This is a genomic window from Enterococcus sp. DIV0756, assembly GCF_051710745.1.
In the GTDB taxonomy this organism is placed as follows: Bacteria; Bacillota; Bacilli; order Lactobacillales; family Enterococcaceae; genus Enterococcus_A.
This window is the reverse complement of record NZ_JBIOLF010000001.1, coordinates 3,131,272-3,155,964: the sequence shown is the minus strand read 5'-3', so window position 1 is coordinate 3,155,964 and position 24,693 is coordinate 3,131,272. Positions and strand designations below refer to the sequence as shown.

Here is a 24,693-nt window from a genome sequence, read left to right as displayed (position 1 = left end):
TAGAAAACTCGAGGATAGAAATGACTATAAAGTTTTCAAAACTTTGTACAATTATTCGATTTACTAAAAGTATGGTTGAGAGAATATAGTTATTCAGTGCCCCAATTAAATAATTTTAGAATCAATAGAAAAATAGCTAAGAAATTGCGATTTTTTACAGCACAAAGTTGGATTTTACCACCGAGAAAATCCTTATTGGTTCTTTAGTGAGAATATATTAAATTTTTAATTTACTTATTTCATCTTATAAAAAAGCCTATAAACGCTGAATTATAGCGTTTATAGGCTTTTTTAGTCTATTCCCACTCCAATGCCACAGGTTTAGCTTGAAAGCTTGATACAACTGACTTTTTAGGGTCTGCATACCATTTTGGTGGTGACTTTGGTGGGGTGCCACTTTTAACTTTTTGTGTAACAGCTTGGTTGCCAGTAAATTGTACTTTTGATTTTTCTGCGGTCTCAATTTTGATATTTCCAGACATTTCTTCTGCAATGGCAACGTCAGCACCAGACCACATGTGGGAGTAATGTTTCAAGGTAATTTCTGGTGAAGAGTGTCCCATTCTTTGCGATAATACCAAAACTGATACATTAAACTCGTTTATCAAGTAGGAAGCGTGACTGTGACGTAATCCTTTAGCTTGAATTTTTTTGACTCCAGCGAATTTAGCATAACGAGCAATAATTCGAGCAATAGTTGACTTGACCATTGGAAGTCCATCATAAGTAAAAACAAAGTCATTTTTATTGCCAAGTCCCATTGTCTCTTGTCGTGTTTGCCATTTTCTCAAGATAGAGATGGTGTCATCATCCAATGCAATTGTTCGCTTTCCATCTTCGGTTTTTGTGTAAGCATTTCTTTTCCAGTCATTTTTGTTTTTTAAGACTAACATATGATGTACTCGCATCCGCTTTTTTGAAAAGTCTATATCTTCCCAACAAAGAGCAGCTCCCTCGTTAACACGTACACCTGTCATGTAATAAACCCAGAGCATCACGAAATTTAAGTGTTCATAAAAGTCACCAAGATAAATTTGGTTAACTACTTTTTCAAATTCATCTTTAGTCCAATAGGGAACAATGGATTTTCCTTTCGGAATTGCTTTTACTCTTTTAGAGATATTTTGTTCTAGATATTGCAATTCAACGGCTTTATCAAGACTTTTACGGAACATTCCAAAAACGAGACTTGCATATGATTGAGCATATCCAGCGCCACCATCTTCTTGAGAAGTAAGTAACCACGTTCTGAAATTTTGTACCGACTCAACCGTTATCGACCGCAAAGGACTAGTGGCAAAGCGATCACGGATTTTTTCCAGTGTTTTTTCACGAACTAAAAAGGTACTCTCTTCAACATCAGTTTTATAATATGGAATATAAACACTATCCATGAATTGTTGGTAAGTCATATTATAATTTGCATAACCTTGAGCTTGATGGTACTCACTTTTGATACGAATGAGTTCTTTATGAGCCTCGTAGGCTGAGGAAAAGGGATTACCATTTTGTGTAGTTCTACCTTTTTTTCTAATACGCTTACCACTGATTCTATCTATACCTAGTTCAGTTTGATAGAAAAATTTTCCAGTTTTCAAGTCTTTAAATACACCAGTATATTTAGTTGTTTGTTGCGTTTTATTACTCATTTTCAATCACGTCGCTTTCTTCAATGTGAAGATTCACGCCGAGGATTGATTCAACAACATGCGTTGGAACACGACCCAACCGTTTATTGTTGTAAAATGGATACCCTTTTTGTACCATAATTTTTTTGGCTTGGCAAATTAAATTTCGAGCAGTGTGTTCTTTGTAGCCTAATTCGATTAAGTCTTGCTTACAAATAGTTTGCATTCTTCATTTTCTCCGTTCTTTCTTTTTCGGAAAAAGCATGAGATACTAAAGAGTAGATTTTTTATCTACAATAGGAAATGGCTGTCCCAATACTGTGGAGGTGCGGGGGCAGTCTTTTTTCATACTTTTTTCGGATTGTACGCCATCAACCTTTATTGTATCGATTAATGGTCGCTTATTTTGATTATTAATAGTTTGTTGTATTAATGATTGAATTATTGGTGTACCCACATATTTTGTTTGTGTCGGTTCCTCAGATTCTGGCATTTCACTTGTTTCCAATTCGTCTTTTTTTACATAGATTTTAATCTTATCATAAGCCTGTTTTTTGAGATCGTCCCAGTCTTGAACGACCATTACTGGAGCGTCCGGCTCTGAAAAAGTAGTAAAATCTACCTCGCTATATTCTGTCTCGGGACGATTCAACCCTTGTGAACATAAATATCTATTTTTCCCGGGGGCAAGCTGGAACATGTCTTTCGTTATATATTTACTAATGTAACGACTCGCAGATTCTAAATTCTTTATTTTCGAGTATTCTCCAAAGCCATATTTTGATGACCACTCTTTACAGTCAAAGACTGTATGCTCATTTTCTACGATTGCTTCGCCTTTACTATTTAGTTTTGGAGTAAATGATAGGGGCAATTTATAGGTAAGACCATGACAGTGTGCACGACCACTTTTGTGTAGTTCCATAACGAAAATATAATCAAATTTGCCGTATTTTTTCCGCATAGATTCCAAAAACTTCATTAAAGCTTTCTTCACGGAATCATAGTCAAATGAATCAACAATTTTAGGATTGAACGTAAGCGTAAAAAATAGATCAAATTTATTTGCTAAACATAGATCAGTCAACCGTTTTTGACTTTTTCGGAGTTTCGCTTTTTCTTTGTCACTTAATAACGTCGCTTGATAATCATCCCAGTCAGTTGCAGTCATACCTGTGCCATACAGTTCTTGTAAATCATCCTTTGTAACTTCGCTAAAATCACTAGAATCAATAATCGTTTTTCTAAGTTCGGGGTCACGAATTTTAAGTAAAAATTTTACTAACCACGCGCATTGTACTTGCCTGAAGGAAAATTCTGTTTTCTTTTTGTGCTCATATACGATTGTTTTTTCACTTGCGAGATAGCGAGTCTTTTTAACGTTGTAAAAATTCTTTTCGCGATTCTCAGCAAGTTCTTTACTACGTTCTAAACCCTCAGGCGTGGCTAGATAATCTCTAGAAGTTTTTTTCAAAATTTCGATAATCTCTGTTGATGTGACTTGCTTAACCACTATTTCATCCTTTCCGCATCTGAATCGTCAATTTTCTTGATAGTGTTGTTGATCTTAGATAGAAGCTTTTTTTACTTTTTCCGTAATGTGGCACGTAAGACAAGAGCGTGCCACAACTAGTCTTATTTGAATATTTTGTTATGCTTCTTTATAAGAAGCGCAACTTCAGCTCTAGTTGTTCGTTCTGTTTTCGGCTCTTGCTTCTCTTTATGCTGGCTGTTTGGTAGTCAGCGTATATAGCGAAAAAGATATGTTCGCCCCGCACCGCAAGCGGCGGGTCGAACTTTCTCTTTTTCGCAATTCGCTGTTACCTGACTGCCAGCACTAAAAGTGAGCAAGAGCCAATTAGCAGAACGAACATTTTGAGCTTATTAGCTCTTTTTCTTAAAGGACATTGATAAAAATTTATCATCAACAACATAAGTGACCCAAGCGCCGTTTTGTGCCTGAACAGGTTGTGTAACATAGCCTTTAATATGCCAAATCTCAAGTTGTTGGTGTCCGGATTCGTCAGTGACAATTTGTGTTTTACCGCCTACATAAAAGATAATGTTCATTTTTTTTCTAATTTCCATGTCTTCAAACCTTTCTCGTAATTAACAAGCATTAACTAACCACTTAAAAAATAGTTCAATACGTGTCGTACATCTGTATTTCCACCAATTTTCGGAGTTAAAAATAACTTTGGTTTGCCTGTTTCACCTTTTGCATATCCATAGAATTTAGTATTCTTTGGAGGTCTTTGAAGATTGATCGCTGATCCGAACATCATGCGAGCATTTTCAGCGTCGATTTCCCGACCTTCTGTTGCAAGCGCAATATTAATCATCGTGGAACGGACTAAGCCCGGCAAATAAGCTGTGTCTGCCCGCATTGCTGTGATCCACAAAAAACACCCTAATTGACGCCCTTTAGTGACACAGCGAACAAGCAGTGATTGAATTTCATTTGCGAGCTGTTTGTCTTTGATTTTCGCCTGTTCGATTAAATCAACAAATTCATCAAAAAATAACCAGCAAGGAGGAAGATTAAGTGTGCGATAATCTGCATCCATGTCTAAATGTGGTGAATCAAGTAGTTTTCCGCGATAAGTAATCTCTTCATAGAAGTCTTGTAGTAGGACTAATGCTTTTTCAGGTGTGTCTGCAAAAGTTTCAGCGCCATCCAAAGCAACCGAATAGCGTAGGGAATAAAGAGAAGCACCCTTTGGATCAATCACACGAAGATTTCTATAAGCGTTAGGAACAGGATATTCGGCAATTTCACGAGCAGCGCTTAAGATTGCTAAAGTGGTAAGAGCTGTTTTTCCTGTTCCACTTGCACCTGTTAGGAAAATATGGAAATTCTCTAAATCGATTTCATCAGATAATTTAAACATCAAAGTTTACCTCGTTTCTGGTTAATTCCTTGTGTGTAAAAATCATTGTGATACTCGAACGTTCAGTGATAGTATCGGTGATGTGCCAAATTTTTCCAGTCTTTACTTCTAAAAACTGTGTTAGTTTTTCCGGTACATCAATTTCGATATTTGACATGCTTTTTGAAATTGAGCCAGTTGGCATGAACTTGATAATGTCTTTTTCTTCATCAGACGATATTTCCCATCTTGTTGGCTTATCTTCAGCAATAAGAGAGCTATATTCTGAGAATAGTTGCAATAATTTTTTCCATCTCAAGCAATTTATCGGCGAATGAGTAGAAAATAGATAGAGAATGAGTAAATGAATTGCTATTGCAATCAAACCCACATTCCACAGAATGAGTAAAGGAGCTATATTGCCTACTTTTGTAATCAATAGTAGTAACCAAAATAGAAAATCGACTAAAATGATGAAGTAGGGGGCTACCCACGCAGGGAGCCCTCTCTTCTTCTGACGATAGTTGCAAGTGATGCGCTTTGCTGTTTTCATAAATTATGCCTTGCTATGATTCGTAGCGATTTCTTTTAGTTCATCAGATAAGACTAATTTGAGAGCGCTGTATGAACCCTCATTCTTGCCACGACTTACCCAAAGTAAGGCGATTTCAGCATTTTCTAAACTGTATTCTTTTCCAATTACCTCTTTAATATTGATATTTGCTAAAAATTCGTCGGTACCTTCTACTTCGACTACAAAGCCCTTTAATTGTTTGATTTCAATGTTCAATTTCTCTAATTCATGTGCTGTGTTGGCATCAACTGCATTCAATACAACTTTTGCACGACTGCCTGAGATTGGGTCTTTTTTTTCATCACGCTTTTCAGTAATGCGAGCGGCAATGACCCTAATTGATTTAGGAAGTTTGATATTTGAGCCTTTCGCTAAAATTCGTAATTCTTTGAGTGTTGCTTCTGATAATGAAATGCTGTTTTTCATGGATAACCTCTTTCTTCCAGTTGTACCGGATTATTATTTATAAGCCGCGCGGCTTATGATTACATTATGTCAGATGAAATATTGAAACAAAATCCCGTGTTAAATTTGGTGTGTGGGTAGAAATCGTTTATAATAATTATAGAAAGTGTGATGGGGGATATATTTGAAATGAAATGTATAAAAGAAGGATGCAATGGAGTTGCCATTAAGCATGGACTGAGAGGGAAAAAATCACAGCAGTCTTTTCTGTGCAAAAAATGTGGGTATCGTTTTACTTTAGAAAGGAAAGCTAGATTAAGTAAGAAGGATAAATTTGAAATTCTTTATCTAGCTATGGTTGAACATATTTCTAAACCACTAATTGCAAAAAAATTTGGTGTGAGCAGACAAAGAGTGTTCCAAATAGTTGAAGAGTACAAAAAAAGTGCTGGAAATCTAACACTTGATGAAGTGAAAGCAGACTTGCTCAAAGAAATGGATTCGGATTGAAATTTACGAATAAAAAAACTGGCGATCGTTAAATAACTATAACTTTCGCCAGTGAAATCATTATTTTTTTAAGGGGTTTTCACAATAGATCTTTCGATTTATATATCGCAAAACATTCGCATAATTTTTATCGCCAAGGTGACTTAAAATATACATTTTTGCCAATTTAAGTTCGTGAGTAGTTGCTTCATTGAATATTAAGTTAAAACCAGCAGGGTTTAACTTAATAATGTTAGTAGCTTCCCAGAATCGAGTACGTTTATGTTTATTTAGTTCATTGAGAGTTAGGTCTATATCTGCTTCTGCATTTTTTTTGTAAAAACGTACACAATATTCTATATCTCCAAATCTAGATGGGCGTATAAAAAAACGACTGAATACTACAATTGTCTCATATCCCAAATGTTTTCTTATGTCTCCAATAGTATCAATAGAAAATATTTTTCTTGTTTCTTTTTTGTTTTCGATAAAAACTTCTTTGCTAAGATTCTTTTTCGTCATGGTAGATACCTCTTTTTTTTTTTTTTGGTGTGTGCCTGCGCAAATCTCTTTCTATATTTATGAAGGTTTCATTTTGAAAATCCCCTTTCTTTTTCAGTGAATTTTACTTTAGCGCGCAAACGAATACGTAAGAAAAAGTTAAAATCAACTGATTTTTATTGACAAAAATATTTTTTAAGGTAACTTTTATTTAGGGATAGGATTTGAGAATAAAAAATATTTTCATGAATTGTATGGGGTGTGGGGCGCAGCTTCACTTTTTTATTTTGCGTATGCAAAATAAAAGGCAAACTCTCAATTTTTAGAGGACTTTAGTTAACAAATACACAAGTAAAGACAAAAAACACGGAGCAGGGCGCTTCGTGTTTTTCCTATTTAATAAATAACTATTTAAACAAAAAAGAAACTCGATCTCAGAGAGAATCGAGTTAGTATCTACTATTGCCATTCCATGCCCACATTTCCGGCTGTATCCCACCCCCCTGGGCTATCGACGATTCCAGCTCCATTTGCTGTACCATTTCCGCCATTTGGGCCTGTTGGTTGAGATGGCGTGCTAGGTTTATTTGGTGTCTGTTGAGCGGGTTGTTGATTATTATTCGGCTGTGCTGACTGTTGATAATTCGGCTGTTCTGCGGGTGTTTGATAAACAGGTTGCTGATAGTTTTGTTGTGGCTGTTCTTGATAGACTGGTTGACCTGATGCCTGATTATTTTGTGCTGTAGTTGTATCTATGCTTGGTGCTTGTTGATCGGTTTGATTTTGCTGAGTTTGTTGTGCTTGCACCGTTTCTTTTAGTTTTGCTTCCTCAGCCGCTTTTGCATCGGCTTTCTTTTTTTCGACATCTTTCACAATTTGCGCTTTTAGAGCATCTAATTTGTTTTGTATTGCCTTTTTATCATTTTTAAGATAGTCATCAGTTACTTTGTCGAGTAATGTTTGTACTGATTTAATATCGGTATCCGTCTTTGATATATTAGCTTTTTCGAGCGCTGAGTTAATTTCAGATAGTTGCTTTATTAAGCCGTCAAGCTTACTCATTCTTTTAGAAAGCTTTGCTTTTTCTTCTTTTTGGCTGTCAGATAGCTTATCAATCGCTTTATTTGCAGCCTCAATATCTTTGCTGTCTCGTGTCTTATAAGCTTGATCGACAGCAGACTTAGCGGACTCAAGGTTTTCTTTTTCTTTCTTGATCAGAGCCTCTTGTTTCTGTTGTGCTTGTACTTCGTTGTTATGACGAACAACGCCATAGGATCCAATACAGACAACAAGAATAGCGATTATAGCTAAAATGATTTTCTTTTTCTTGTTCATGCTATTTATCCTCTTTCTCAAATTTTGTTCCATTTGTCAGTCCAACGAGCCCTTCTGCTGACTGTATTACAAATGATTTTTTATCTTTTGAAAGTTCGGCAGTTATGTTGTAATCACCTAATTTCATTTCTAACTTGCTTTCAGAGATTTCGTAGGTTCCTTTATTTTTCTCTTTTCCTTTGGATATTTCTGTAACAGTATTTCCTTCAAATGAGAGTGTGCTTGTTGATTCCATGAATAAAACATGTATTTTTGCGGTGTATTCGCCGTTCAATTTTTTTGAATTATTGTATAGTGAAAAGCCAATGATACTAACAATTACAATTACTGCAATAATGATTATGGGTTTCTTTTTCATCTTTATAGAGAGCCTCCTATTTTTTACGGGTATTTAAAAAAGTTCCGACGCTTGCGGCCGCTGATATAGAAGCTATTGTGTTTGTTGATTTTGCAACAGCAAGATTTTGTTGTTGCAAAGCTAATTGATCATTTTGAAAATCTTGATTTTCTGCAATATTAAAAGCTTCTTGAATGGTCAAAGCACGATTTTCTTTTATCAGATTGATTAGACGATCAATAGTCCAATATGAATAAAATTTTTGAGGAAAGTCATTCATACCAGCGAGATAGCTACTATCATTTTGTTTGTTATATAAATTTTGCGTTGCGAATTGAATATCTAACTTTGCTTGTTTCCCACCACGCACTCTCAAAATAATTAATGCGATTAACGCTATCAACCAAACTGCGCCCCAAATGTCTAACAGTGTCTCTTTAGATAGAAGTAATAAACCTACACAAAAGCGAACGATAATCATCAATGCAAAGTATTTTCTATATTTCCTTTTGAGTTCTATAAAACTATTTTTGGCAACAGATAACTCATACCTTGCATCCTGAACGGCAGCGGTAAGTTTCTGCTTTTTGTATAAATAGTTTAGAACTTCTTCTTTTCCCCAAACATACCCATTATTAGACTTCATTGTATGCACTCCCTTTTTAATTAGTAACCAATGTAATTATACCTTAAAAAGGACTTATTAGTCTATTTTATATCCGATTAAAGGATTAATAAATTCTAACTAAAATGATGAAATACCTTTAATCTTGATTGAGAGAGTTTAAAGGGGATAGTCATTATGAAATTAGAACAGGAAATAGCGAATCGTATTAGAGAACTCAGAACTGCTAAAAATATGACTCAAGAACAGTTAGCTGAGAAAATAGGCTTTGATGTTTCGTACTTGGGTAGGATTGAACGTGGGAAGTCTGCAAACATTCAAATAAGTACTCTGGAAAAAATTATCGAAGCGCTTGATGAAGATTATCCAGCTTTCTTTTCTTTTGGAACAACAACAAATAGAGAAGCTGCTGTTATTCACGCTCTATCTTTATCAAAGAACAAAGATGAACTGCTCAATATTATTGAAAGAATTATAAAACTGGAGCAAAAATAGATTGTAGAGACCGTCAATATTGGCGGTTTTTTATTTTGCATAAAACTGCAATTTCGTAAATTTCGTTTCCCATTCGTGCGGTTTGATGAAGGATTCCTTTCACTTTTTCGTATCGGCAGAAGCAATTTAGCAATAACCTTTTTTCATTGTAAGGGTCGGGCAAAGCCGCTCAAATGAATTTGTCCCTTTCCATTACAAAAGAACATTGCTGTGTCAATTGCGCCGACAGCGAAAAAGCAAAATGAACCATTCCACTCAAAATCGATACGAGGCTTTTTGAAAACTAAATCAAAAATCAAGTTCTTAAAGATGCCTCAGCTCGAAACAAAATGGATGGTCAAAAACAGAAGGGCGGAATTGACATGAAAAAAATTGTTGTAACACAAGAAATGATGCAAAAACAGGATGGAAAAAGAGCGGGTGGTTATAGTAAACATTGGCTGTATCTTACGAACTTAAGGGCATATCGTGAAGGAGTATTGTTGGGTGTGTATCTTCATTTTCCGTTTGATGAAAAAGACTTGGAAGCAGCGTATAAGACGATCTATGTTGGAAATGAGTTCATAGATGAAAATGGAGAATCTTATGAGGAATACTTCATTACTGATTATGATGCACCATTTTCGATAGGTGAATATGATTTTCCACAACGATTAGCTGAAAAATATGATGAATTGAGGGATTATATGAGTTATCCAGAAGAAGTGGTTCAGTATATCGCTGATTGTGATGGAAAAGAAGTGAACATTATTCATTTAGGTGGAAGTGAAAATCTAAGTAAATATGAGAAGGTAGGGCATTCCTTAGTGGCATTGGGCTATTATGAAGTGCCACGTAGTTTGTTAAGTTATATCGATTATGAAAAGCTGGGGAAAGATTTTTTGATTAATTCTAGTGGTGATGTTGTAGGTGACTATTTTATTGAAATTAATTGAGATAGAAAGCCGTCTCGCTGTGAGATGGCTTATTTATATAGTGTGTTATAAAAAAACTATTGAAAAGGCTAACAAGTTAAATGTATAGTTGGTTATAAAGAAATGAGGAGGTAGTTACATGTTTGATTACATTAGATACTTGAAAGAGGAAGACTCATTATCATTTGAAGATTCATTAGACATTTATAATTCAATCTTCAAGGTACTAGATAACCAAGATGATTATTTACACGAATTATGGGAAGAAGTTGTAAATTCAGCTTTAGCCTATTGTAAAATGAGAACCGATTGGAATTATTTTTCAAAGGAAGAAAAACAAGATAAGGATAAATTAAGAACTAGTCTTCATAATACATTCATTATTAATTTGAAGGCATTTTATAGACGAGGAGAACAAATGGGATTGAATGGGGAATGGATGGAAAAACTTAGGTTGCCAGAAGAAAGAAAACGCTGGGGTGATTTAGCGGGATACATTGTTTGTTTTGAGAATGTTAAGGCTAGATAAAGGCAATTTTTTTTATTTAGTAATAAGTTATCTATACTTACTAAACTTTTATCAAAAAATGAAATAGAATAGCAAGTACTAGATGAATTGCTTGATATGGTATAATAGATTGGATGTTTTAAAATACTTTCACTAATTATTGTTGGAGGAGACCAATGAATCCATCACCACTAAGATATCCTGGCGGGAAACATAAAATGTATAAATATATTAAGGCGTTAGTATCAGAAAATAATGTTGATACATATATTGAACCTTTTTGTGGAGGTGCGGGGCTTGCTTTGGAACTACTCTTAAGCAAGGATGTAAAAAAAATAATTATTAACGACTATGATTATAGTATTTATTGTTTTTGGGAGAGTGTTCTCTATCATACAGATGAATTAATAGCGAAAATTGAGTCAACAAATATTGATTTGAAAGAATGGCATAGACAAAAAAAAATAAGAGAAAATATCTATGATTATTCTGTAGCAGAAGTTGGTTTTTCAACATTATTTCTCAATAGGACTAATAGATCAGGAATTATTGATAAAGCAGGTCCGATTGGAGGGTATCAGCAGACAGGTAACTATCTAATTGATTGTCGTTTTAATAAGGCAAAGATAATTGCTAAAATATTAAAGATAGCCTCTGTGAGAGATAGAATTAAAATCTACAACTTAGAAGCTCTAGATTTCATTGATGATGTAATAAAAAAGGAAAAAAAGGCATTTACTTTTTTTGATCCTCCTTATTTTGAAAAGGGGAAAGGTCTATATACTAATTTCTACAGTATGGGTGATCATTATACGTTATCAAAAAAAATTGTAGATGAACTAGATAAGAAAAAGTGGATTGTTACTTATGATTTGGCACCTGAAATTGATAGTATGTATTGCAATGTTGACAGTATAAAATTTACTCTATCATATACTTTGCAGACAAAAAAAAGAGGTGCTGAATTCCTATTCTTTTCAAATAAAGTTAAAAGGATAGAGGATAATGAGTACTTAAATTTTTTGGAGGTATAGGGTATGGGTATTGAAAAAATAAAGGTAGGGAAAATTGATAACTATTTTGAGAATCCAAGGCATGACGTTGCTACAACTGAGCAAGATACTTTAAAAAAACTTTTTGATGCTGCTGGACATCAAAATATGGTTAATCTCGCTCAAGATATTTATAATAATGGATTGGTTAATGCGAGTCTTATTACTGTCGTTAAACAGAAGGGAAATGACCGGTATACGGTTTATGAAGGGAACCGAAGGATAGCTTGTATAAAATTGATTTCGGCCCCAGAGACATTCACCTTTTTGTCAAAGAATCAAATTGACAGAATTAAGAAAATGAAAAAGGATAATTCTGCAAAGGTTTCTTTAGAAGAGATTGACTGTCTAGTTGCTAATGAGGAAGAAGCTTTCTTTATCATGCAACGACTACATTCTGGTGAAGATAAAGGTCGAGGTACTAAAGCTTGGAATCCAAAAGAGCAAGAAATTTTTCAATTACGTACGAATAAGAAAACTAATAGTTCAATTGCTAAAATTATAAGCGATAAATATGAGGAATATTTCAATGAAGATGTTAGAGATAAAATGGCCTATACTAACATTAATAGATTGTTTAGTAATATAGAAGTTAGAGACGCAATTGGCTTCGATAAGAAGAATCCGGATACTTTTACTAAAGAGAGAATGGAGATTATTAGAGTAGTAATAGTTAAAATTAATGAAATGTCTAAAATTGAAAATTTTTCAATTTCGCGAGAATTCAATAAAAGAAAAAGGATTGAAGAAGTATTATTACCTATAATAGGCGAGATAAATCAAGAGCCATCAAATGACAATATTGATGAAAATTCAAAATCTAATATTGAAGAATCTACAAAGGACACAAATGAAGATGTTCCCAAAAGCAATAATCTAAATCCAAATCAGTCAGGACAAGCAACTAGTCCTGATAAATCCAACGATGAAAAGAATAAAGAGGGAAAAAGTATAACTGAAAGTTCGCCATCTCAAACGCCAGCCAAACCATTTAAGCCAAAACCTAAAACTAATCTAAATCCAATTGATCAGACTATTTATGACAGTATGAAACCAAGTAAATGTAAAGACCTTTTGAAAGAAATACAATCTATCAGAATTAAAGAATATCCATACGCAACAGGATATTTATTAAGAGCAACAATCGAATCCCTCATAAATGAATTTTTGTTATCGAATTTACATGGAAATGAAAGTAGCTTTCCGAAGTATATAATTACAAACGATAAAAAGTTAAAAATAAAACATGCTGAAAATAAAATAGATGATATTTCAAATAGAAAGAAAATATTAGATTTGAAACAATATTTGAAAAAGAATAAGGTATTTGAGGAACGTTCTTTAAGGCATCTAGATAAATTAGCTGATTTTATTGATGAGTTAAATTTGTCTATACACTGGATAGACAAAGCTGTTTCTATAAATACAATAGAAACTCATTGGACTAACTCCTCGTTTTTTATTGAATATTTGATTCAAAATATTTAAGATCAATCTACTAAACTTGAATAGGATAATAAATTATGTACCGTCCCCCAAAGATCTAACTTCTGGAGGTCGGTATTTTTATGGTCTTTTTTTATATCGTAATAGGACAATTTTTTATAAAGGAAACAGAACCATAAAATGTGTAAGAAAAAATATCTAAAAAAGTCGAAATACCGAAGTATTTCGACTCATCGAGCTAATTATATAGCTAGTTATTGATTAAGTTGGTGGTGGGGCTGGTGGGGAACGTATTTAAATTTCCTCTTTTTTATCCATTTTACAACTTCAAAAACATTGTTAAATCAGTATTGCAGCGCCAACTTCACTTACTCTTTTATTCCCACTCCACAGTAGCTGGCGGCTTAGACGTAATATCATACACAATCCGATTGACATGAGCGACTTCATTCACGATTCGAACGGAAATCTTTTGCAAGACATCCCATGGGATACGTGCGAAGTCTGCGGTCATACCATCGATTGAGGTAACCGCGCGGATACCGACTGTGTAGTCGTAGGTACGGCCATCACCCATAACACCGACTGAACGGATGCCTGGTAGGACAGTGAAGTATTGCCAGATGTCGCGGTCAAGACCGGCGTTGGCGATTTCTTCACGCAGGATGGCGTCTGATTCCCGTACGATTTCTAGTTTTTCTTCGGTGATTTCACCAAGGACACGGATACCTAGACCTGGTCCTGGGAATGGTTGGCGCCATACGATTGAGTCTGGCATGCCAAGCTGTGTTCCTAATTCCCGTACTTCGTCTTTGAATAGGGTATTTAATGGTTCGATCAATTCGAACTGCATGTCTTCTGGTAATCCACCAACGTTATGGTGAGATTTGATTGTTTGAGCTGTTTCGGTACCAGATTCGATGACGTCGGTATAAAGCGTACCTTGGGCTAAGAAAGAAATGCCTTCTTGGCCGGCAAGTTTAGTGGCTTCATCGTCGAATAGGTAAACGAATTCGTTTCCGATGATTTTACGTTTTTTCTCTGGATCAGAAACGCCAGCTAATTTATCTAGGAAACGGTCTTTGGCATCGACTTTGATGATGTTCAAGCCGAATTTTCCGCCAAGTGCTTCCATGACTTGTTCGCCTTCGTTTTTACGTAATAGACCGTGGTCAACGAAGATCGATGTTAATTGGTCACCGATGGCTTTTTGTAAAAGTACCCCTACGACAGAGGAGTCTACACCGCCGGATAGGCCAAGTAGAACTTTTTTGTCGCCGACTTGTTCACGAATTTTTGCGATTTGCATGTCGATGAAGTTGCTCATCGTCCAGTCGCCTTTACATTGACAGACATCTAGGGCAAAGTGACGTAATAGTTCGTTACCGTATTCTGAATGGCGCACTTCTGCGTGGAATTGAATCCCGTAGATATTGCGTTCAGTATTTTGAATCGCTGCGATTGGGCAGTCTTTGCTGGTACCGACTTTTTCAAAGCCTTCGGGAACTTGAGTTACTAGGTCTCCGTGACTCATCAAGACTGTTTGTTCTTTTGGCGTTCCTTCAAATAGTACCGCGTGATCAGAAACGACTTCTAAGGTTGCTTGACCGTATTCACGGTTTTTTGCGGGTTCAACTTTTCCGCCTAGGTTATATGTGATCAGCTGCATGCCGTAACAGATTCCTAAGATGGGAATACCTAATTCAAAGATTTTTGGATCGATGGAGAAGGCTCCTTCGTCATAGACACTATTTGGGCCACCAGATAAGATGATCCCTTTTGGATTCATGGCTTTGACTTCTTCAGCAGTGATGCGGTGGCTCATAAGTTCTGAGAAGACACCGAATTCACGGATACGACGAGTGATTAATTGGTTGTACTGACTACCGTAGTCGAGTACGATGATTTTTTCTACGTTTGTCATTTCGGCAGAAACGTTTGTCACAATTATTACCCCTTTTCAAGTTTTATTATAAAAGAAAGCACGCTTTCTTTATAAGCTAGTATTTACGCAAATAGATTTCATCAATGATATGATGTTTTGCCTTGTGCAAGATAATATCAGCTCGACCTCTCGTTGGCAAGATATACTCTTCCAAATTCTTCAAGTTGACATTTTTCCAGACATCCTCCGCCATAGCGATCGCTTCTTTGCGATCCCCAATAGCATAGTCATAATAGTAGTTATCTGGATCTTTAAAGGCGGTGTCCAGCAAGGATTCAAAACGCTCGATATACCAGCGCTCCACCATTTTCGGATCGGCATCGACATAGATCGACAGGTCGAAAAAGTCGCTGACGTAGATTTGCTGATTGGCTGGCAGTTGCAAGGTATTGATCCCTTCAACAATCAAAATATCTGGCGAATCGATCGTTTCATATTCACCTTCTACGATATCGTAGACGTCGTGGGAATATTTTGGGATAGGAATATTTTCTTTGCCTGATTTCACTTCATTCAGCACATCAATCAGGTTCTCCATGTCGTAACTTTCGGGAAATCCCTTGCGATCCATGATTCCGCGTTCTTCTAAGACAGCGTTTGGATATAAAAAACCGTCAGTGGTGATCAATTGGACTGTTTGATGTTTGAATAGGCGATCTAATAAGGTTTGCAATAAACGAGCGGTGGTACTTTTTCCGACAGCGACGCTTCCAGCGATTCCGATGATAAACGGCGGCATCTTCACATAACGGTGCAGAAACAACCCTTTGCTTAACGTGAGCGACTCAAAATCCTTCATATAAAGATGGATCAGGTGACATAAGGGTACATAAACATCGGCCACATCCTTCATCGAGATTTGGTCGTTCAAGCTTTTGATATTATCAAGCTCTGCTTGCGTCAACGGTGTATTTCCCGGTGTGTAGAAATCCTGCCACTGATCGCGGGCGATCCGGAAATAGTTCCCTCTTTCGTTCATAAGAACCTCCTTATTCATACTAAAGTAATCATTTTTCAAAATCGAAAAATGAATCCTATCTTCATGCCGTATACCATTCAACTAATCATCAAAACAAGGCTAACTCCTATTTAGGAAATTATTTTCCAAAACCTCGAAAATAATTCTGATAGTCGTTGCGCATACGATTCTACTAATCGTACTAAAAGTACGAAGTGGAACTCGCAAACTGGCATCCTTATTCCTATTAAGGTATTCATGCGCATTCCAGTCAATTTCAAGTAAAAAGCTGAACTGGCAACTGCGCTTATTCTACCATAAAAATGGTGGAAGAAATTGCTCTGCTTCTAAGAAATCCGAATAATTTCCTGACACAAAACGTTATATGCCATTTTAGCCGAAAAAAAGCGGAAAAAGCTATCATAATGGTAGGAGTTTCATCGTTTTTTTAGTTGCGGAGGGAAAAACTAGGTAGATGTTAAGAAAAGCTGAGAAGCATTCTGAAAAAGTGTATGATAGATGCAAGAGATTCAAGAAGGCGGGGTAAAATGAAGAAACTGGAAGAAATGACGCTGGCGGAATTGTGGGAACTATTTCCAATCATTTTGAAGGAACATCGCTCGGAATATAAAAGATGGTACGAGGAGGAAGCGCAGCAGTTAACGAAGTTGTTCGCAGATTTTCCGATTCAACGAATCAATCACATTGGCAGTACCTCAGTCGAGGGCTTGATCGCGAAACCGATCGTGGATATATTGCTGGAATTTCCTGACGGGTATGATATGGAAGATGCTTCAGCGAGGTTGCAAAAAGCCGGCTGGATCTTGATGATTGAAGATCAGAAAAAACAAACACTAGATTTGAATAAGGGCTATACACCGGAAGGATTTGCGGAAAAGGTGTATCATCTGCATGTTCGTGCTATAGGAGATTGGGATGAGCTCTATTTTCGTGATTATCTACGGAAGTATCCAGAAGTTGCGCGGCAATATGAAGAATTAAAGCTTGCGTTAAAAGAAAAGTATGAGCACAATCGTGATGCCTATACGGATGAGAAATCAGAATTTGTGCAGAAATATAGTCAAAAGGCTCGTGAGGAATTTGGTTCGCGCTATTTGCCTAAATAATTTTCGCATTTCGTGCTATGATAAGGAAGAAAATGGTAAGAGGGAGTGCGTAGGATGAAAAAAATCGTTTTATTCGGAGACAGTTTATTGGCTGGTGTGATGAATGGTGAAACCAGTGATATTTTAGATAAGTATATTCTTGATGAGCTGACGGAGATGGGCTTTCCTGGCTACACTTTAGTTCAGTTAGGCAATCGTGGCGAGACTTCATCTGATGGATTGGCTCGTGTGGAAGAAGCTGTGGATGCTGAAGGTGACTTTGTGGTCATTTCATTCGGCACCAACGATTCGCTGAAACATGCGGATTCATTGGCTACCTTCGGCGAAAATATGAAAGAAATCATTGAATCCTTTGATGCGTCAAAAGTGATTTTATTGACGACTGGGTATATCAATACAGAGATTTATCCAAAGGGTGACAACGAACAACAACAGCTTTTCGCCCAAAAAGCGAAGATGGTGGCAGCAGAATCGGGCGTCAATGTGATTGATCTATACCATCACATGACGGTGTATCCAAAACCAAATGAGTTCGTGCAAACATTCGATGGCATCCATCCATCAGATGAAGGCTATCATTTCCTAGGTGCTTTGATCGCCCGTGATATCAAAGAAATTTTATTAGCAGAAGGGTAAGTTTATGGCAAATCATTATTATTCGGAAAATCCTGAGACGGCGCACGATCTGCATCAATGGTCGTTTGAGTTAGCAGGCAAAAATTTTCAATTTGTGACGGATAGCGGGGTCTTTTCTCGTGACACCGTTGATTATGGTTCACGTGCCTTGATCGAACATTTCGATGCGGAGGAATTACCGGAAGGAACATTGTTAGATGTGGGCTGCGGCTATGGACCAATCGGCATGGCTTTGGCGTATCAAACGGGGCATCCAGTTGAAATGATCGATGTGAATAACCGTGCGGTGGAACTAGCACAGGGGAATGCGAAGCGCAACGGGATCGAGGCAGATATTCATCAATCGAATATCTATGAGACCTTGCATCAGCAAGAATACGCCGCAATCATCAGTAACCCCCCGATCCGTGCTGGGAAAAAAGTCGTGCACCAGATTTTAAGTGAAGCAGAACCGCTGCTAAAAGTCGGCGGGACGTTGACGATCGTGATCCAGAAGAAACAAGGAGCACCTAGTGCAAAAAACAAGATGGAAGAAGTTTTTGGCAACGCTGAAATTGTGGCGAAGGACAAAGGCTATTACATTATTCGCAGTGTGAAGGAATAAAGTTGATCCTGTTCATTCATTTTTGAATGAGTGGGATTTTTTTGCGTTTAGGGAAAAGGCTTGCAAGTACAGTCAAAGAAAGGGTACAATCACATTGACTCATGTTTTTCACAAATGTGATAAGGAGGCAAGTTCATGCAAAAAGAAGAAGATAAATTATTGGTTCGCATTGCTGAAATGTACTACCAAGAAGATAAAAATCAAAGTCAGATCGCTAAAGAGCTGAATATTCACCGCAGCACGATTAGTCGTTTATTGAAGCGCTCACGAAATGAGGGCATCGTGAATATCTCGATCAATTATGATAAGGCCGGAACCTACAGTATCGAAAAGGAATTGCAGGAAAAATTCGACTTGGAGAAGGCAATCATCGTACAGGCGGGGACAGATCTGAGTCGTACGCAAAAGGACAAGTTGTTAGCACAAGGGGTCGGTGAATACCTGACAGAAATTATCAAAGACGATATGATCTTTGGCTTTTCGTGGGGCGAAACCATGTCGGCGATTCCTGAGGGTTTGACCGATTATGCTGTAGAGAATATTCTCTGTGTACCGATGATCGGCGGTCCTTCTGGACGTTTGATCAGTGATTATCACGTCAACACGATTACCTATGAAGCTTCAAAGAAACTGAATGGTCGTGCGTTGTTGATTGATTCGCCTGCTTTTCCCGAAACGGTCGCGTTGAAAAAAGCCTTGATGGAAAATGAATTTAATCAAGAATTGATCGATTATTGGCGCAAAATTGATATCGCGATTTTAGGGATCGGCTCGCCAACCTTGAAGGCAAGTGAAAGCTGGAAGCAGTTCTATGGCGAAGATGTACTGGCTTATCTGGAAGGGAAAAAAGTGGTAGGTGATGTGGTGTCGCGCTTTTATAACATTGAGGGAGAGCATATTGATAACACCTTAGATGATCGGTTAATCGGGATCGATATCGCTGATTTGAAGCGAACACCGTATCGAATCGGTGTAGCAGAAGCAGTCGATAAAGCCGACGCGATCGCCAGCGCACTAAAAGGCCGTTATATTAATGTATTAGTGACAACAGAAGAAACCGCACGAGAAGTATTGAAAAGATAGGTGAGTCCTGTCTTTTTCTATTTAAGGAGGGGCCATGCAAGTTATTCGTTTGCTTCAAACAACCTTAATTTTATTGAGCCGCAAGCATGTCACCGCAAAGGAATTAGCGGAGCGATTCCAGGTTTCGGTTCGAACGATCTATCGTGATGTCGATGCGCTGAGTTTAGCGGGAGTCCCCGTCTATGCCAATAAAGGTCGGAATGGCGGAATTTTTTTGGATGATTCCTATCATGTCAGCAATGCCTTGATCGATAAGGCGGAGCAGGATGATTTGTTTTTAGCCCTGCACTTATTGCAATCCGTGGGGTTAGCTGATACAGAAGAGCTGCTGAAGAAAATGGGCACGGTCTATGATTGGAGCGAATGGCTGGAGGTCGATTTGAGTCAGACGGAGATTACCAGCCAAACCTTTGAGCAAATCAAAGAGGCGTTGTTCAATCATTTTGCGATCGAGTGTGTTTACCACACTGAGTATGGTCAAACCCGACTTTTATCTCTGGCACCAAAACGGGTGCTGTACAAGTATCAAACGTGGTATTTGCTGGCGTGGGAATTAAGTAAGCGAGAATGGGAATTATTCCCCCTCAAACAAATCAGAAATGTTTTTTTAAAAGAGCCGATCAACTATCCGTTTCCAGAAGAAGTGCTGAATTTTCCGCAGCTATCTGTTCATCTGCGTTTCAGCAAGCGGATCGCTTATAAAAAATATGCTGAGTTTGCGGATTTTGCTTGGACGGACAATCCTGATAGTAGCTTTGATGCGACTTTGACCTTTGCGGAATTTGATGATCTCTATCGCTTTTTAATTCCGCTGGGTAAAAATGTCGAAATTCTTGGACCGGATTGGATTCGCGAGAAGGTGTTAAATTATGTGGCTGCTTTTTACGAAAATCATTTTTAATATGACAGGTTCTGGCACTTTTATTCGTTACACTTAAGAAAAAGGAGGCGACATCAATGAAATTTGAACAAATCGTTAAACCCGATCAATGGATTCTTTCTCAAACCTTTACGGTGAAGGTCGAAGAAATTCCTCAAGTCATTGGACCAACGTTTATGAAGCAAGGCGGGTTTATTCAAGAACAGGGAATCCAAATCTTGAGCACACCCTTCGTATCTTTCAAAAATATGGATGAAAACGGCGGACTAGATGAATCAGCTGTCGAAATGGAGGTTGGCTTTCCCGTGGCAGAAGAAGTCAAAAATGCTGCGGAGATCGAAAGTGACAGCTATTTTCTTCCGTCCTACAAGGCGTTATCTGCACTTTATGTCGGGCGATATGATGATATGACGGAGCCCTATTTCGCTATGATGGCTGAGATTAAAAAAATTGGTGGGAAATTTAGCGGGATTTCTTATGAGTATTATTTGAGTGATGAGGAAATACCTGAAGAACAGCAGGAAACAATTATGGAATTGGTTTATGAATAGTAGTTTATCTGGACGAGTTGAGAGACTCGTCTTAAAGGGAATATAAAAAGTGCTCAAAAGGTTGATTTCATCAACCTTTTGAGCACTTTTTATTGATTCAGGAACAAGTTAATATTGTTTACCAACCTATACTTGATCCCCAAAGATTATTTCCCAACTGTCTCATAGAAAAAAGCTCTTCCCATAGAGAGTTTTCTAAATCATTAAAATTGATAGTAGATTCAGATTTAACTATAGGCGCCTTATTGAGGAATTGTTGGAAAGCTCCAGTGAAAGCAACTCCTTCACTTTTACGCAAAATTTCTAAAGTTTGATTAATATACAACGATAGTTCAGAAGATTCACCAGATATTTTTAACGCAATATCTAATTTTTGCATGGTTCCGATAATAGTAGATTTAGACACCATAAAGAATAGCCCCTTTCTTTAATCGAAAACTTTCAATACAAGTTTTAACCCCCACATCCTTGAGGACCGCGAAGACCTGATAATCCCCAAGCAATGCACTGTCCGATTTGATTATTAAAACCTTGTCCAATTGCAGAAGAACCTCCGGAAGATTTCTTACCTCCTTGACCCAAACCATTAATCCAATTCGATGTACCTGGATTACCAGAATTTCCTCCGCTAATTTTTTGCATTTCTTGAATATTTAATTTTTTACCTTTTGCATTACGAACACTTCTTAAAATTATTTTTGAAGCAATTCGAATGTAGCACACAATAAATTTCAAAAGGGAAATACTTCCTGAAACAAGGGAAATTGTTCCTGAAATGGATAATTTCGCAGTAACTTAACTATCTTTAATCTTTATGTACTCCTCATCTAACTCTTGACCCTTGAATACTAACATCCGTAAATGTGATTCAACCCCAGCTGTCTTACGACCTAAGGAGTGAGCGAAAAACACGCTCACATTATACTTACAGCGTTCACTCGCTAAGGTCAAAAGCAATAAACGGTTGTTCTACTTTTTTTGCACTTTTGTGATTTCGTTTTAAAAAAGTTGCAAAAAGTTATTGACAACGTTTTCCTGTGCGGTTACTATAAAGGTGCAACAAATGTTAAAAAGAAATCACAAATGTTAAAAGGAGCGTTTGCAATGGATTGGTTAGGCGTAGAAGGAAAGACGGTCATTGTTACGGGAGGCTCATCAGGAATTGGAGCGGCCATTGTTAAGGAGTTATGTGAATTAGGGATCAATGTTGTTAACGCGGATTTACGCGAAGGATCATTTACACACGAGAAGCTATTTTTCAGTCAAACGGATGTGACGTCACCTGAATCGGTAGAAGAAACGGTAGAAGCAGCAGTGGCGAAGTATCAATCGATCGATGCGGTAGTGAATAATGCCGGCATCAACATTCCAGCCTTGCTGGTCGATGAAAAAATGACCGAAGACGGGAAATTCCAAATCAACGAACAGATTTTTAATAAGATGATCGCGATTAATCAAAAGGGTGTCTACTTAATGGGGCAAGCAGTTGGTCGTGTAATGGTTGAACAAGGCTATGGTGTCATCATCAATATGTCTTCGGAATGTGGATTAGAAGGTTCGGAAGGCCAAAGTGTCTATGCGGCGACGAAAGCCGCGGTGAACAGCTTCACTCGTTCTTGGGCAAAGGAGTTAGGGAAAAAAGGGGTTCGCGTTGTGGGAATCGCGCCTGGGATTATGGAGGAAACGGGCCTACGCACGATCGAGTATGAAACAGCCTTGGCTTATACGCGAGGGATTTCAGTGGAGCAATTACGCGCCGGCTACACCAATACTAAAACAATTCCTTTGGGACGCGATGGCAAATTAAGGGAAGTAGCAGACTTAGTAGCATACTTCATTTCTAACCGCTCTAGCTATGTGGATGGCGTAACTGTCAACGTTGCTGGCGGCAAAACACGAGGGTAATTTTTGATTCTGCCTATCGTGAAAATGCGCGGTCGGCAGAATTATCAATCAATACAGAACTGGGAGGGACTTATGAACAAAGTAATTTTAGTGGCTCATGGCAAGCTGGCTCATGAGATGAAGAATTCCGCGGAAATGATTTTTGGCGCACTGCCTGATTTTGAATCAGTGGAATTTTTGAAGGAAGAGGGCTTGGACACGATTCAAGAAAAGATTTCTGCGGCAATGTGTGAGGAAACAGCGTCTTATCTGGTGTTAACGGATTTATTTTGCGGGACCCCTTACAATGCCAGCTGTGCAGTGGCACTAAAAAATCCTGAGCGGGAGATTGAAGTGGTATCGGGGATGTCGCTGCCGATTGTCTTAGAGGTAGCCAGTATGTTAGGAAACAATCTGCAGGATATTGTGAATCATGCTACAAGTATTCCCTGCGATACAGTGAAAGCGTTTAAACAACAGGTGATTGAAGAAGAGGAGGAGTTTTAAGATGAAAATCAATTTAGCAAGGATTGATGATCGCTTGATTCACGGTCAGGTCGCAACGGTTTGGGCGAAGGAAGCGGGCGCAAAACGGATTATTGTCGTTAGCGAAGAAGTCGCCAATGACGAAATTCGTAAAACATTGGTGAAACAAGCGGCACCGCCAGGAATCAAGGTGAATATCGTTGATCCAGAAAAAGCGGTGAAGGTCTACAACAATCCAAAATATGCAGATGAAACCGTCTTTTATCTATTCACGAATCCAATGGAAGTATTGGAGTTAGTCGAAATGCAGATTCCAATCAAATCCATCAACATTGGCGGAATGCAATTCAAAACAGGTCGCACACAGATCACCAAGGCAGTCTCAGTCGATCAAACAGAAGCAGATGCGTTTCGTAAGTTAGAAGCAGCGGGAGTGGAGCTGGACTTGCGGGTAGTCGCGACTGATCCAAAGGGAAATTTTGAAGAAAAACTGAAAGAAGCAGGCTTCTAAGCGGCTATATAACGAGGAGGACACAAAAATGGAATTATCAGCAGTACAAATTGTCTTTATTTTTCTTTTTTCTTGTGTATGCGGAATGGGCAGCGTGTTGGATGAATTTCAAACGCATCGACCGTTGATTGCTTGTACGATGGTTGGGTTGATTTTAGGCGATGTGCAGACTGGAATTATCTTAGGTGGAACGCTAGAGTTGATCGCTTTGGGTTGGATGAATATTGGTGCGGCGCAATCCCCGGATTCGGCGTTGGCGAGTGTCATTTCGACGATTTTAGTTGTGGTTGGTCAACAGGATATTCAATCAGGGATCGCGATTGCGTTGCCTGTTGCGGCAGCGGGGCAAGTATTGACGGTTATCGCACGGACAATTACGGTAGCTTTCCAGCATGCGGCAGATCGTGAAGCGGAAAAAGCCAATTTCAATAAAATTATCTTCCTGCATTTTAGTGCTTTGTTCATTCAGGCGTTGCGAGTGGCAATCCCAGCGACGATTGTGGCGGCTTTTGTCAGCGCAGAGATGGTGACGAATATGTTGAACATGATTCCCGATGTGATTACTGGTGGGTTGGCGGTTGCCGGCGGCTTTATCGTTGTGGTCGGGTATGCGATGGTGCTGAACATGATGAGTGTCGCTTACCTGATGCCATTCTTCTATCTTGGATTCGTTATGGGCGGCTACTTAGAGTTTAGCTTATTGGCTTTCGGGATTATTGGCTTGATCACTGCCTTAATCTATGTACAGCTGAATCCGAATTTTAAGAAAAATGAGGTTCAGGGGAATCAAGTAGCGGCGGTCGTTGCGGGCGAATTAGCCGACGATGAGTTAGAAGATTAGGAGGAATT

At 37.9% G+C, this 24,693-nt stretch carries 31 protein-coding genes; 16 read left to right on the top strand and 15 right to left on the bottom strand.

Features of this window, described 5'->3' with window-relative positions; translation table 11 throughout:
- Positions 1-296: 296 nt before the first annotated feature.
- The 7 genes from IGI44_RS15240 to IGI44_RS15210 all read right to left on the bottom strand — a co-directional run bounded on the left by IGI44_RS15240 (position 297) and on the right by IGI44_RS15210 (position 5,498).
- Positions 297-1,649, bottom strand: a complete 1,353-nt coding sequence (locus IGI44_RS15240) for a tyrosine-type recombinase/integrase (RefSeq protein ID WP_438788609.1) — start codon at positions 1,647-1,649, stop codon at positions 297-299.
- Positions 1,642-1,854, bottom strand: a complete 213-nt coding sequence (locus IGI44_RS15235) for a DUF3173 domain-containing protein (protein WP_438788607.1) — start codon at positions 1,852-1,854, stop codon at positions 1,642-1,644. Before IGI44_RS15235 ends, IGI44_RS15240 begins: the two co-directional genes overlap by 8 nt.
- A gap of 45 nt (positions 1,855-1,899) precedes the next feature.
- Positions 1,900-3,141, bottom strand: coding sequence for a rolling circle replication-associated protein (locus IGI44_RS15230; protein WP_438788606.1), 1,242 nt, complete (start codon positions 3,139-3,141; stop codon positions 1,900-1,902).
- A gap of 371 nt (positions 3,142-3,512) precedes the next feature.
- Positions 3,513-3,698, bottom strand: coding sequence for a hypothetical protein (locus IGI44_RS15225; protein ID WP_438788604.1), 186 nt, complete (start codon positions 3,696-3,698; stop codon positions 3,513-3,515).
- Positions 3,699-3,751: 53 nt separating this feature from the next.
- Entirely contained in the window at positions 3,752-4,519 is a 768-nt protein-coding gene (locus IGI44_RS15220) for a hypothetical protein (RefSeq protein WP_438788603.1), read from the bottom strand.
- Entirely contained in the window at positions 4,512-5,051 is a 540-nt protein-coding gene (locus IGI44_RS15215) for a hypothetical protein (RefSeq protein ID WP_438788601.1), read from the bottom strand. The genes IGI44_RS15220 and IGI44_RS15215 overlap by 8 nt, the downstream gene beginning before the upstream one ends.
- Positions 5,052-5,054: 3 nt before the next feature.
- Positions 5,055-5,498 carry a hypothetical protein gene (locus IGI44_RS15210; RefSeq protein WP_438788599.1) on the bottom strand — a complete coding sequence of 148 codons (444 nt, stop codon included), beginning with the start codon at positions 5,496-5,498 and terminating at the stop codon, positions 5,055-5,057.
- 168 nt (positions 5,499-5,666) lie between these two features.
- On the opposite strand from IGI44_RS15210, the gene IGI44_RS15205 reads away from it, so the two are divergent.
- Positions 5,667-5,987, top strand: coding sequence for a hypothetical protein (locus tag IGI44_RS15205; RefSeq protein ID WP_438788598.1), 321 nt, complete (start codon positions 5,667-5,669; stop codon positions 5,985-5,987).
- Positions 5,988-6,047: 60 nt separating this feature from the next.
- Here the strand turns inward: IGI44_RS15205 and IGI44_RS15200 are convergent, their stop codons facing one another.
- The 4 genes from IGI44_RS15200 to IGI44_RS15185 all read right to left on the bottom strand — a co-directional run bounded on the left by IGI44_RS15200 (position 6,048) and on the right by IGI44_RS15185 (position 8,785).
- On the bottom strand, positions 6,048-6,488 hold the full coding sequence (locus tag IGI44_RS15200; protein ID WP_438788597.1) for a hypothetical protein: 441 nt from the start codon (positions 6,486-6,488) through the stop codon (positions 6,048-6,050).
- Positions 6,489-6,926: 438 nt separating this feature from the next.
- Complete coding sequence (locus IGI44_RS15195; RefSeq protein WP_438788596.1) at positions 6,927-7,802, bottom strand: hypothetical protein; 876 nt, start codon at positions 7,800-7,802, stop codon at positions 6,927-6,929.
- Position 7,803: 1 nt separating this feature from the next.
- A complete protein-coding gene (locus IGI44_RS15190) occupies positions 7,804-8,160 on the bottom strand; it encodes a hypothetical protein (RefSeq protein WP_438788595.1) in 357 nt (118 codons plus the stop codon).
- Positions 8,161-8,176: 16 nt separating this feature from the next.
- Positions 8,177-8,785, bottom strand: coding sequence for a hypothetical protein (locus tag IGI44_RS15185; protein ID WP_438788594.1), 609 nt, complete (start codon positions 8,783-8,785; stop codon positions 8,177-8,179).
- A gap of 156 nt (positions 8,786-8,941) precedes the next feature.
- On the opposite strand from IGI44_RS15185, the gene IGI44_RS15180 reads away from it, so the two are divergent.
- From IGI44_RS15180 to IGI44_RS15160, 5 genes are all read left to right on the top strand, one after another.
- Positions 8,942-9,259: a helix-turn-helix domain-containing protein gene (locus tag IGI44_RS15180; RefSeq protein WP_438788593.1), complete on the top strand. Its 318-nt coding sequence runs from the start codon at positions 8,942-8,944 to the stop codon at positions 9,257-9,259.
- A gap of 362 nt (positions 9,260-9,621) precedes the next feature.
- Positions 9,622-10,194: an antirestriction protein ArdA gene (locus IGI44_RS15175; protein WP_438788592.1), complete on the top strand. Its 573-nt coding sequence runs from the start codon at positions 9,622-9,624 to the stop codon at positions 10,192-10,194.
- A gap of 118 nt (positions 10,195-10,312) precedes the next feature.
- Positions 10,313-10,702 (top strand): hypothetical protein, encoded by a 390-nt coding sequence (locus IGI44_RS15170; RefSeq protein ID WP_438788591.1) that lies wholly within the window; start codon positions 10,313-10,315, stop codon positions 10,700-10,702.
- Positions 10,703-10,857: 155 nt separating this feature from the next.
- Entirely contained in the window at positions 10,858-11,715 is an 858-nt protein-coding gene (locus tag IGI44_RS15165; protein ID WP_438788589.1) for a DNA adenine methylase, read from the top strand.
- 3 nt (positions 11,716-11,718) lie between these two features.
- Positions 11,719-13,221 (top strand): hypothetical protein, encoded by a 1,503-nt coding sequence (locus IGI44_RS15160; protein WP_438788588.1) that lies wholly within the window; start codon positions 11,719-11,721, stop codon positions 13,219-13,221.
- Positions 13,222-13,555: 334 nt separating this feature from the next.
- Here the strand turns inward: IGI44_RS15160 and guaA are convergent, their stop codons facing one another.
- Entirely contained in the window at positions 13,556-15,124 is a 1,569-nt protein-coding gene (gene guaA / locus IGI44_RS15155) for a glutamine-hydrolyzing GMP synthase (protein WP_438788587.1), read from the bottom strand.
- Between the two features lie 55 nt (positions 15,125-15,179).
- Entirely contained in the window at positions 15,180-16,103 is a 924-nt protein-coding gene (gene coaA, locus IGI44_RS15150; RefSeq protein ID WP_438788586.1) for a type I pantothenate kinase, read from the bottom strand.
- A 527-nt stretch (positions 16,104-16,630) separates the two neighbouring features.
- Here coaA and IGI44_RS15145 point away from each other — a divergent pair.
- The 6 genes from IGI44_RS15145 to IGI44_RS15120 all read left to right on the top strand — a co-directional run bounded on the left by IGI44_RS15145 (position 16,631) and on the right by IGI44_RS15120 (position 20,963).
- On the top strand, positions 16,631-17,209 hold the full coding sequence (locus IGI44_RS15145; protein ID WP_438788585.1) for a GrpB family protein: 579 nt from the start codon (positions 16,631-16,633) through the stop codon (positions 17,207-17,209).
- A gap of 54 nt (positions 17,210-17,263) precedes the next feature.
- Positions 17,264-17,845: an SGNH/GDSL hydrolase family protein gene (locus IGI44_RS15140; RefSeq protein ID WP_438788584.1), complete on the top strand. Its 582-nt coding sequence runs from the start codon at positions 17,264-17,266 to the stop codon at positions 17,843-17,845.
- A 4-nt stretch (positions 17,846-17,849) separates the two neighbouring features.
- On the top strand, positions 17,850-18,449 hold the full coding sequence (locus tag IGI44_RS15135; protein WP_438788583.1) for a class I SAM-dependent methyltransferase: 600 nt from the start codon (positions 17,850-17,852) through the stop codon (positions 18,447-18,449).
- A 135-nt stretch (positions 18,450-18,584) separates the two neighbouring features.
- Entirely contained in the window at positions 18,585-19,532 is a 948-nt protein-coding gene (locus tag IGI44_RS15130; protein WP_438788582.1) for a sugar-binding transcriptional regulator, read from the top strand.
- A gap of 34 nt (positions 19,533-19,566) precedes the next feature.
- The gene (locus IGI44_RS15125; RefSeq protein ID WP_438788581.1) at positions 19,567-20,433 is read left to right on the top strand and encodes a helix-turn-helix transcriptional regulator; all 867 of its coding nucleotides are present in this window, start codon (positions 19,567-19,569) and stop codon (positions 20,431-20,433) included.
- A 56-nt stretch (positions 20,434-20,489) separates the two neighbouring features.
- Positions 20,490-20,963, top strand: coding sequence for a hypothetical protein (locus tag IGI44_RS15120; protein ID WP_438788580.1), 474 nt, complete (start codon positions 20,490-20,492; stop codon positions 20,961-20,963).
- 118 nt (positions 20,964-21,081) lie between these two features.
- Here IGI44_RS15120 and IGI44_RS15115 read toward each other — a convergent pair whose 3' ends face one another.
- A complete protein-coding gene (locus IGI44_RS15115; RefSeq protein ID WP_438788578.1) occupies positions 21,082-21,372 on the bottom strand; it encodes a hypothetical protein in 291 nt (96 codons plus the stop codon).
- 44 nt (positions 21,373-21,416) lie between these two features.
- The gene (locus IGI44_RS15110; RefSeq protein WP_438788577.1) at positions 21,417-21,698 is read right to left on the bottom strand and encodes a hypothetical protein; all 282 of its coding nucleotides are present in this window, start codon (positions 21,696-21,698) and stop codon (positions 21,417-21,419) included.
- Positions 21,699-22,067: 369 nt separating this feature from the next.
- On the opposite strand from IGI44_RS15110, the gene IGI44_RS15105 reads away from it, so the two are divergent.
- The 4 genes from IGI44_RS15105 to IGI44_RS15090 all read left to right on the top strand — a co-directional run bounded on the left by IGI44_RS15105 (position 22,068) and on the right by IGI44_RS15090 (position 24,685).
- Positions 22,068-22,868: an SDR family oxidoreductase gene (locus IGI44_RS15105; RefSeq protein ID WP_438788575.1), complete on the top strand. Its 801-nt coding sequence runs from the start codon at positions 22,068-22,070 to the stop codon at positions 22,866-22,868.
- A 72-nt stretch (positions 22,869-22,940) separates the two neighbouring features.
- Positions 22,941-23,354, top strand: a complete 414-nt coding sequence (locus IGI44_RS15100; protein WP_438788574.1) for a PTS sugar transporter subunit IIA — start codon at positions 22,941-22,943, stop codon at positions 23,352-23,354.
- 1 nt (position 23,355) lies between these two features.
- Positions 23,356-23,844, top strand: coding sequence for a mannose/fructose/sorbose PTS transporter subunit IIB (locus IGI44_RS15095; RefSeq protein ID WP_438788573.1), 489 nt, complete (start codon positions 23,356-23,358; stop codon positions 23,842-23,844).
- A gap of 28 nt (positions 23,845-23,872) precedes the next feature.
- Positions 23,873-24,685 (top strand): PTS mannose/fructose/sorbose transporter subunit IIC, encoded by an 813-nt coding sequence (locus IGI44_RS15090; RefSeq protein ID WP_438788572.1) that lies wholly within the window; start codon positions 23,873-23,875, stop codon positions 24,683-24,685.
- Positions 24,686-24,693 lie beyond the last annotated feature (8 nt).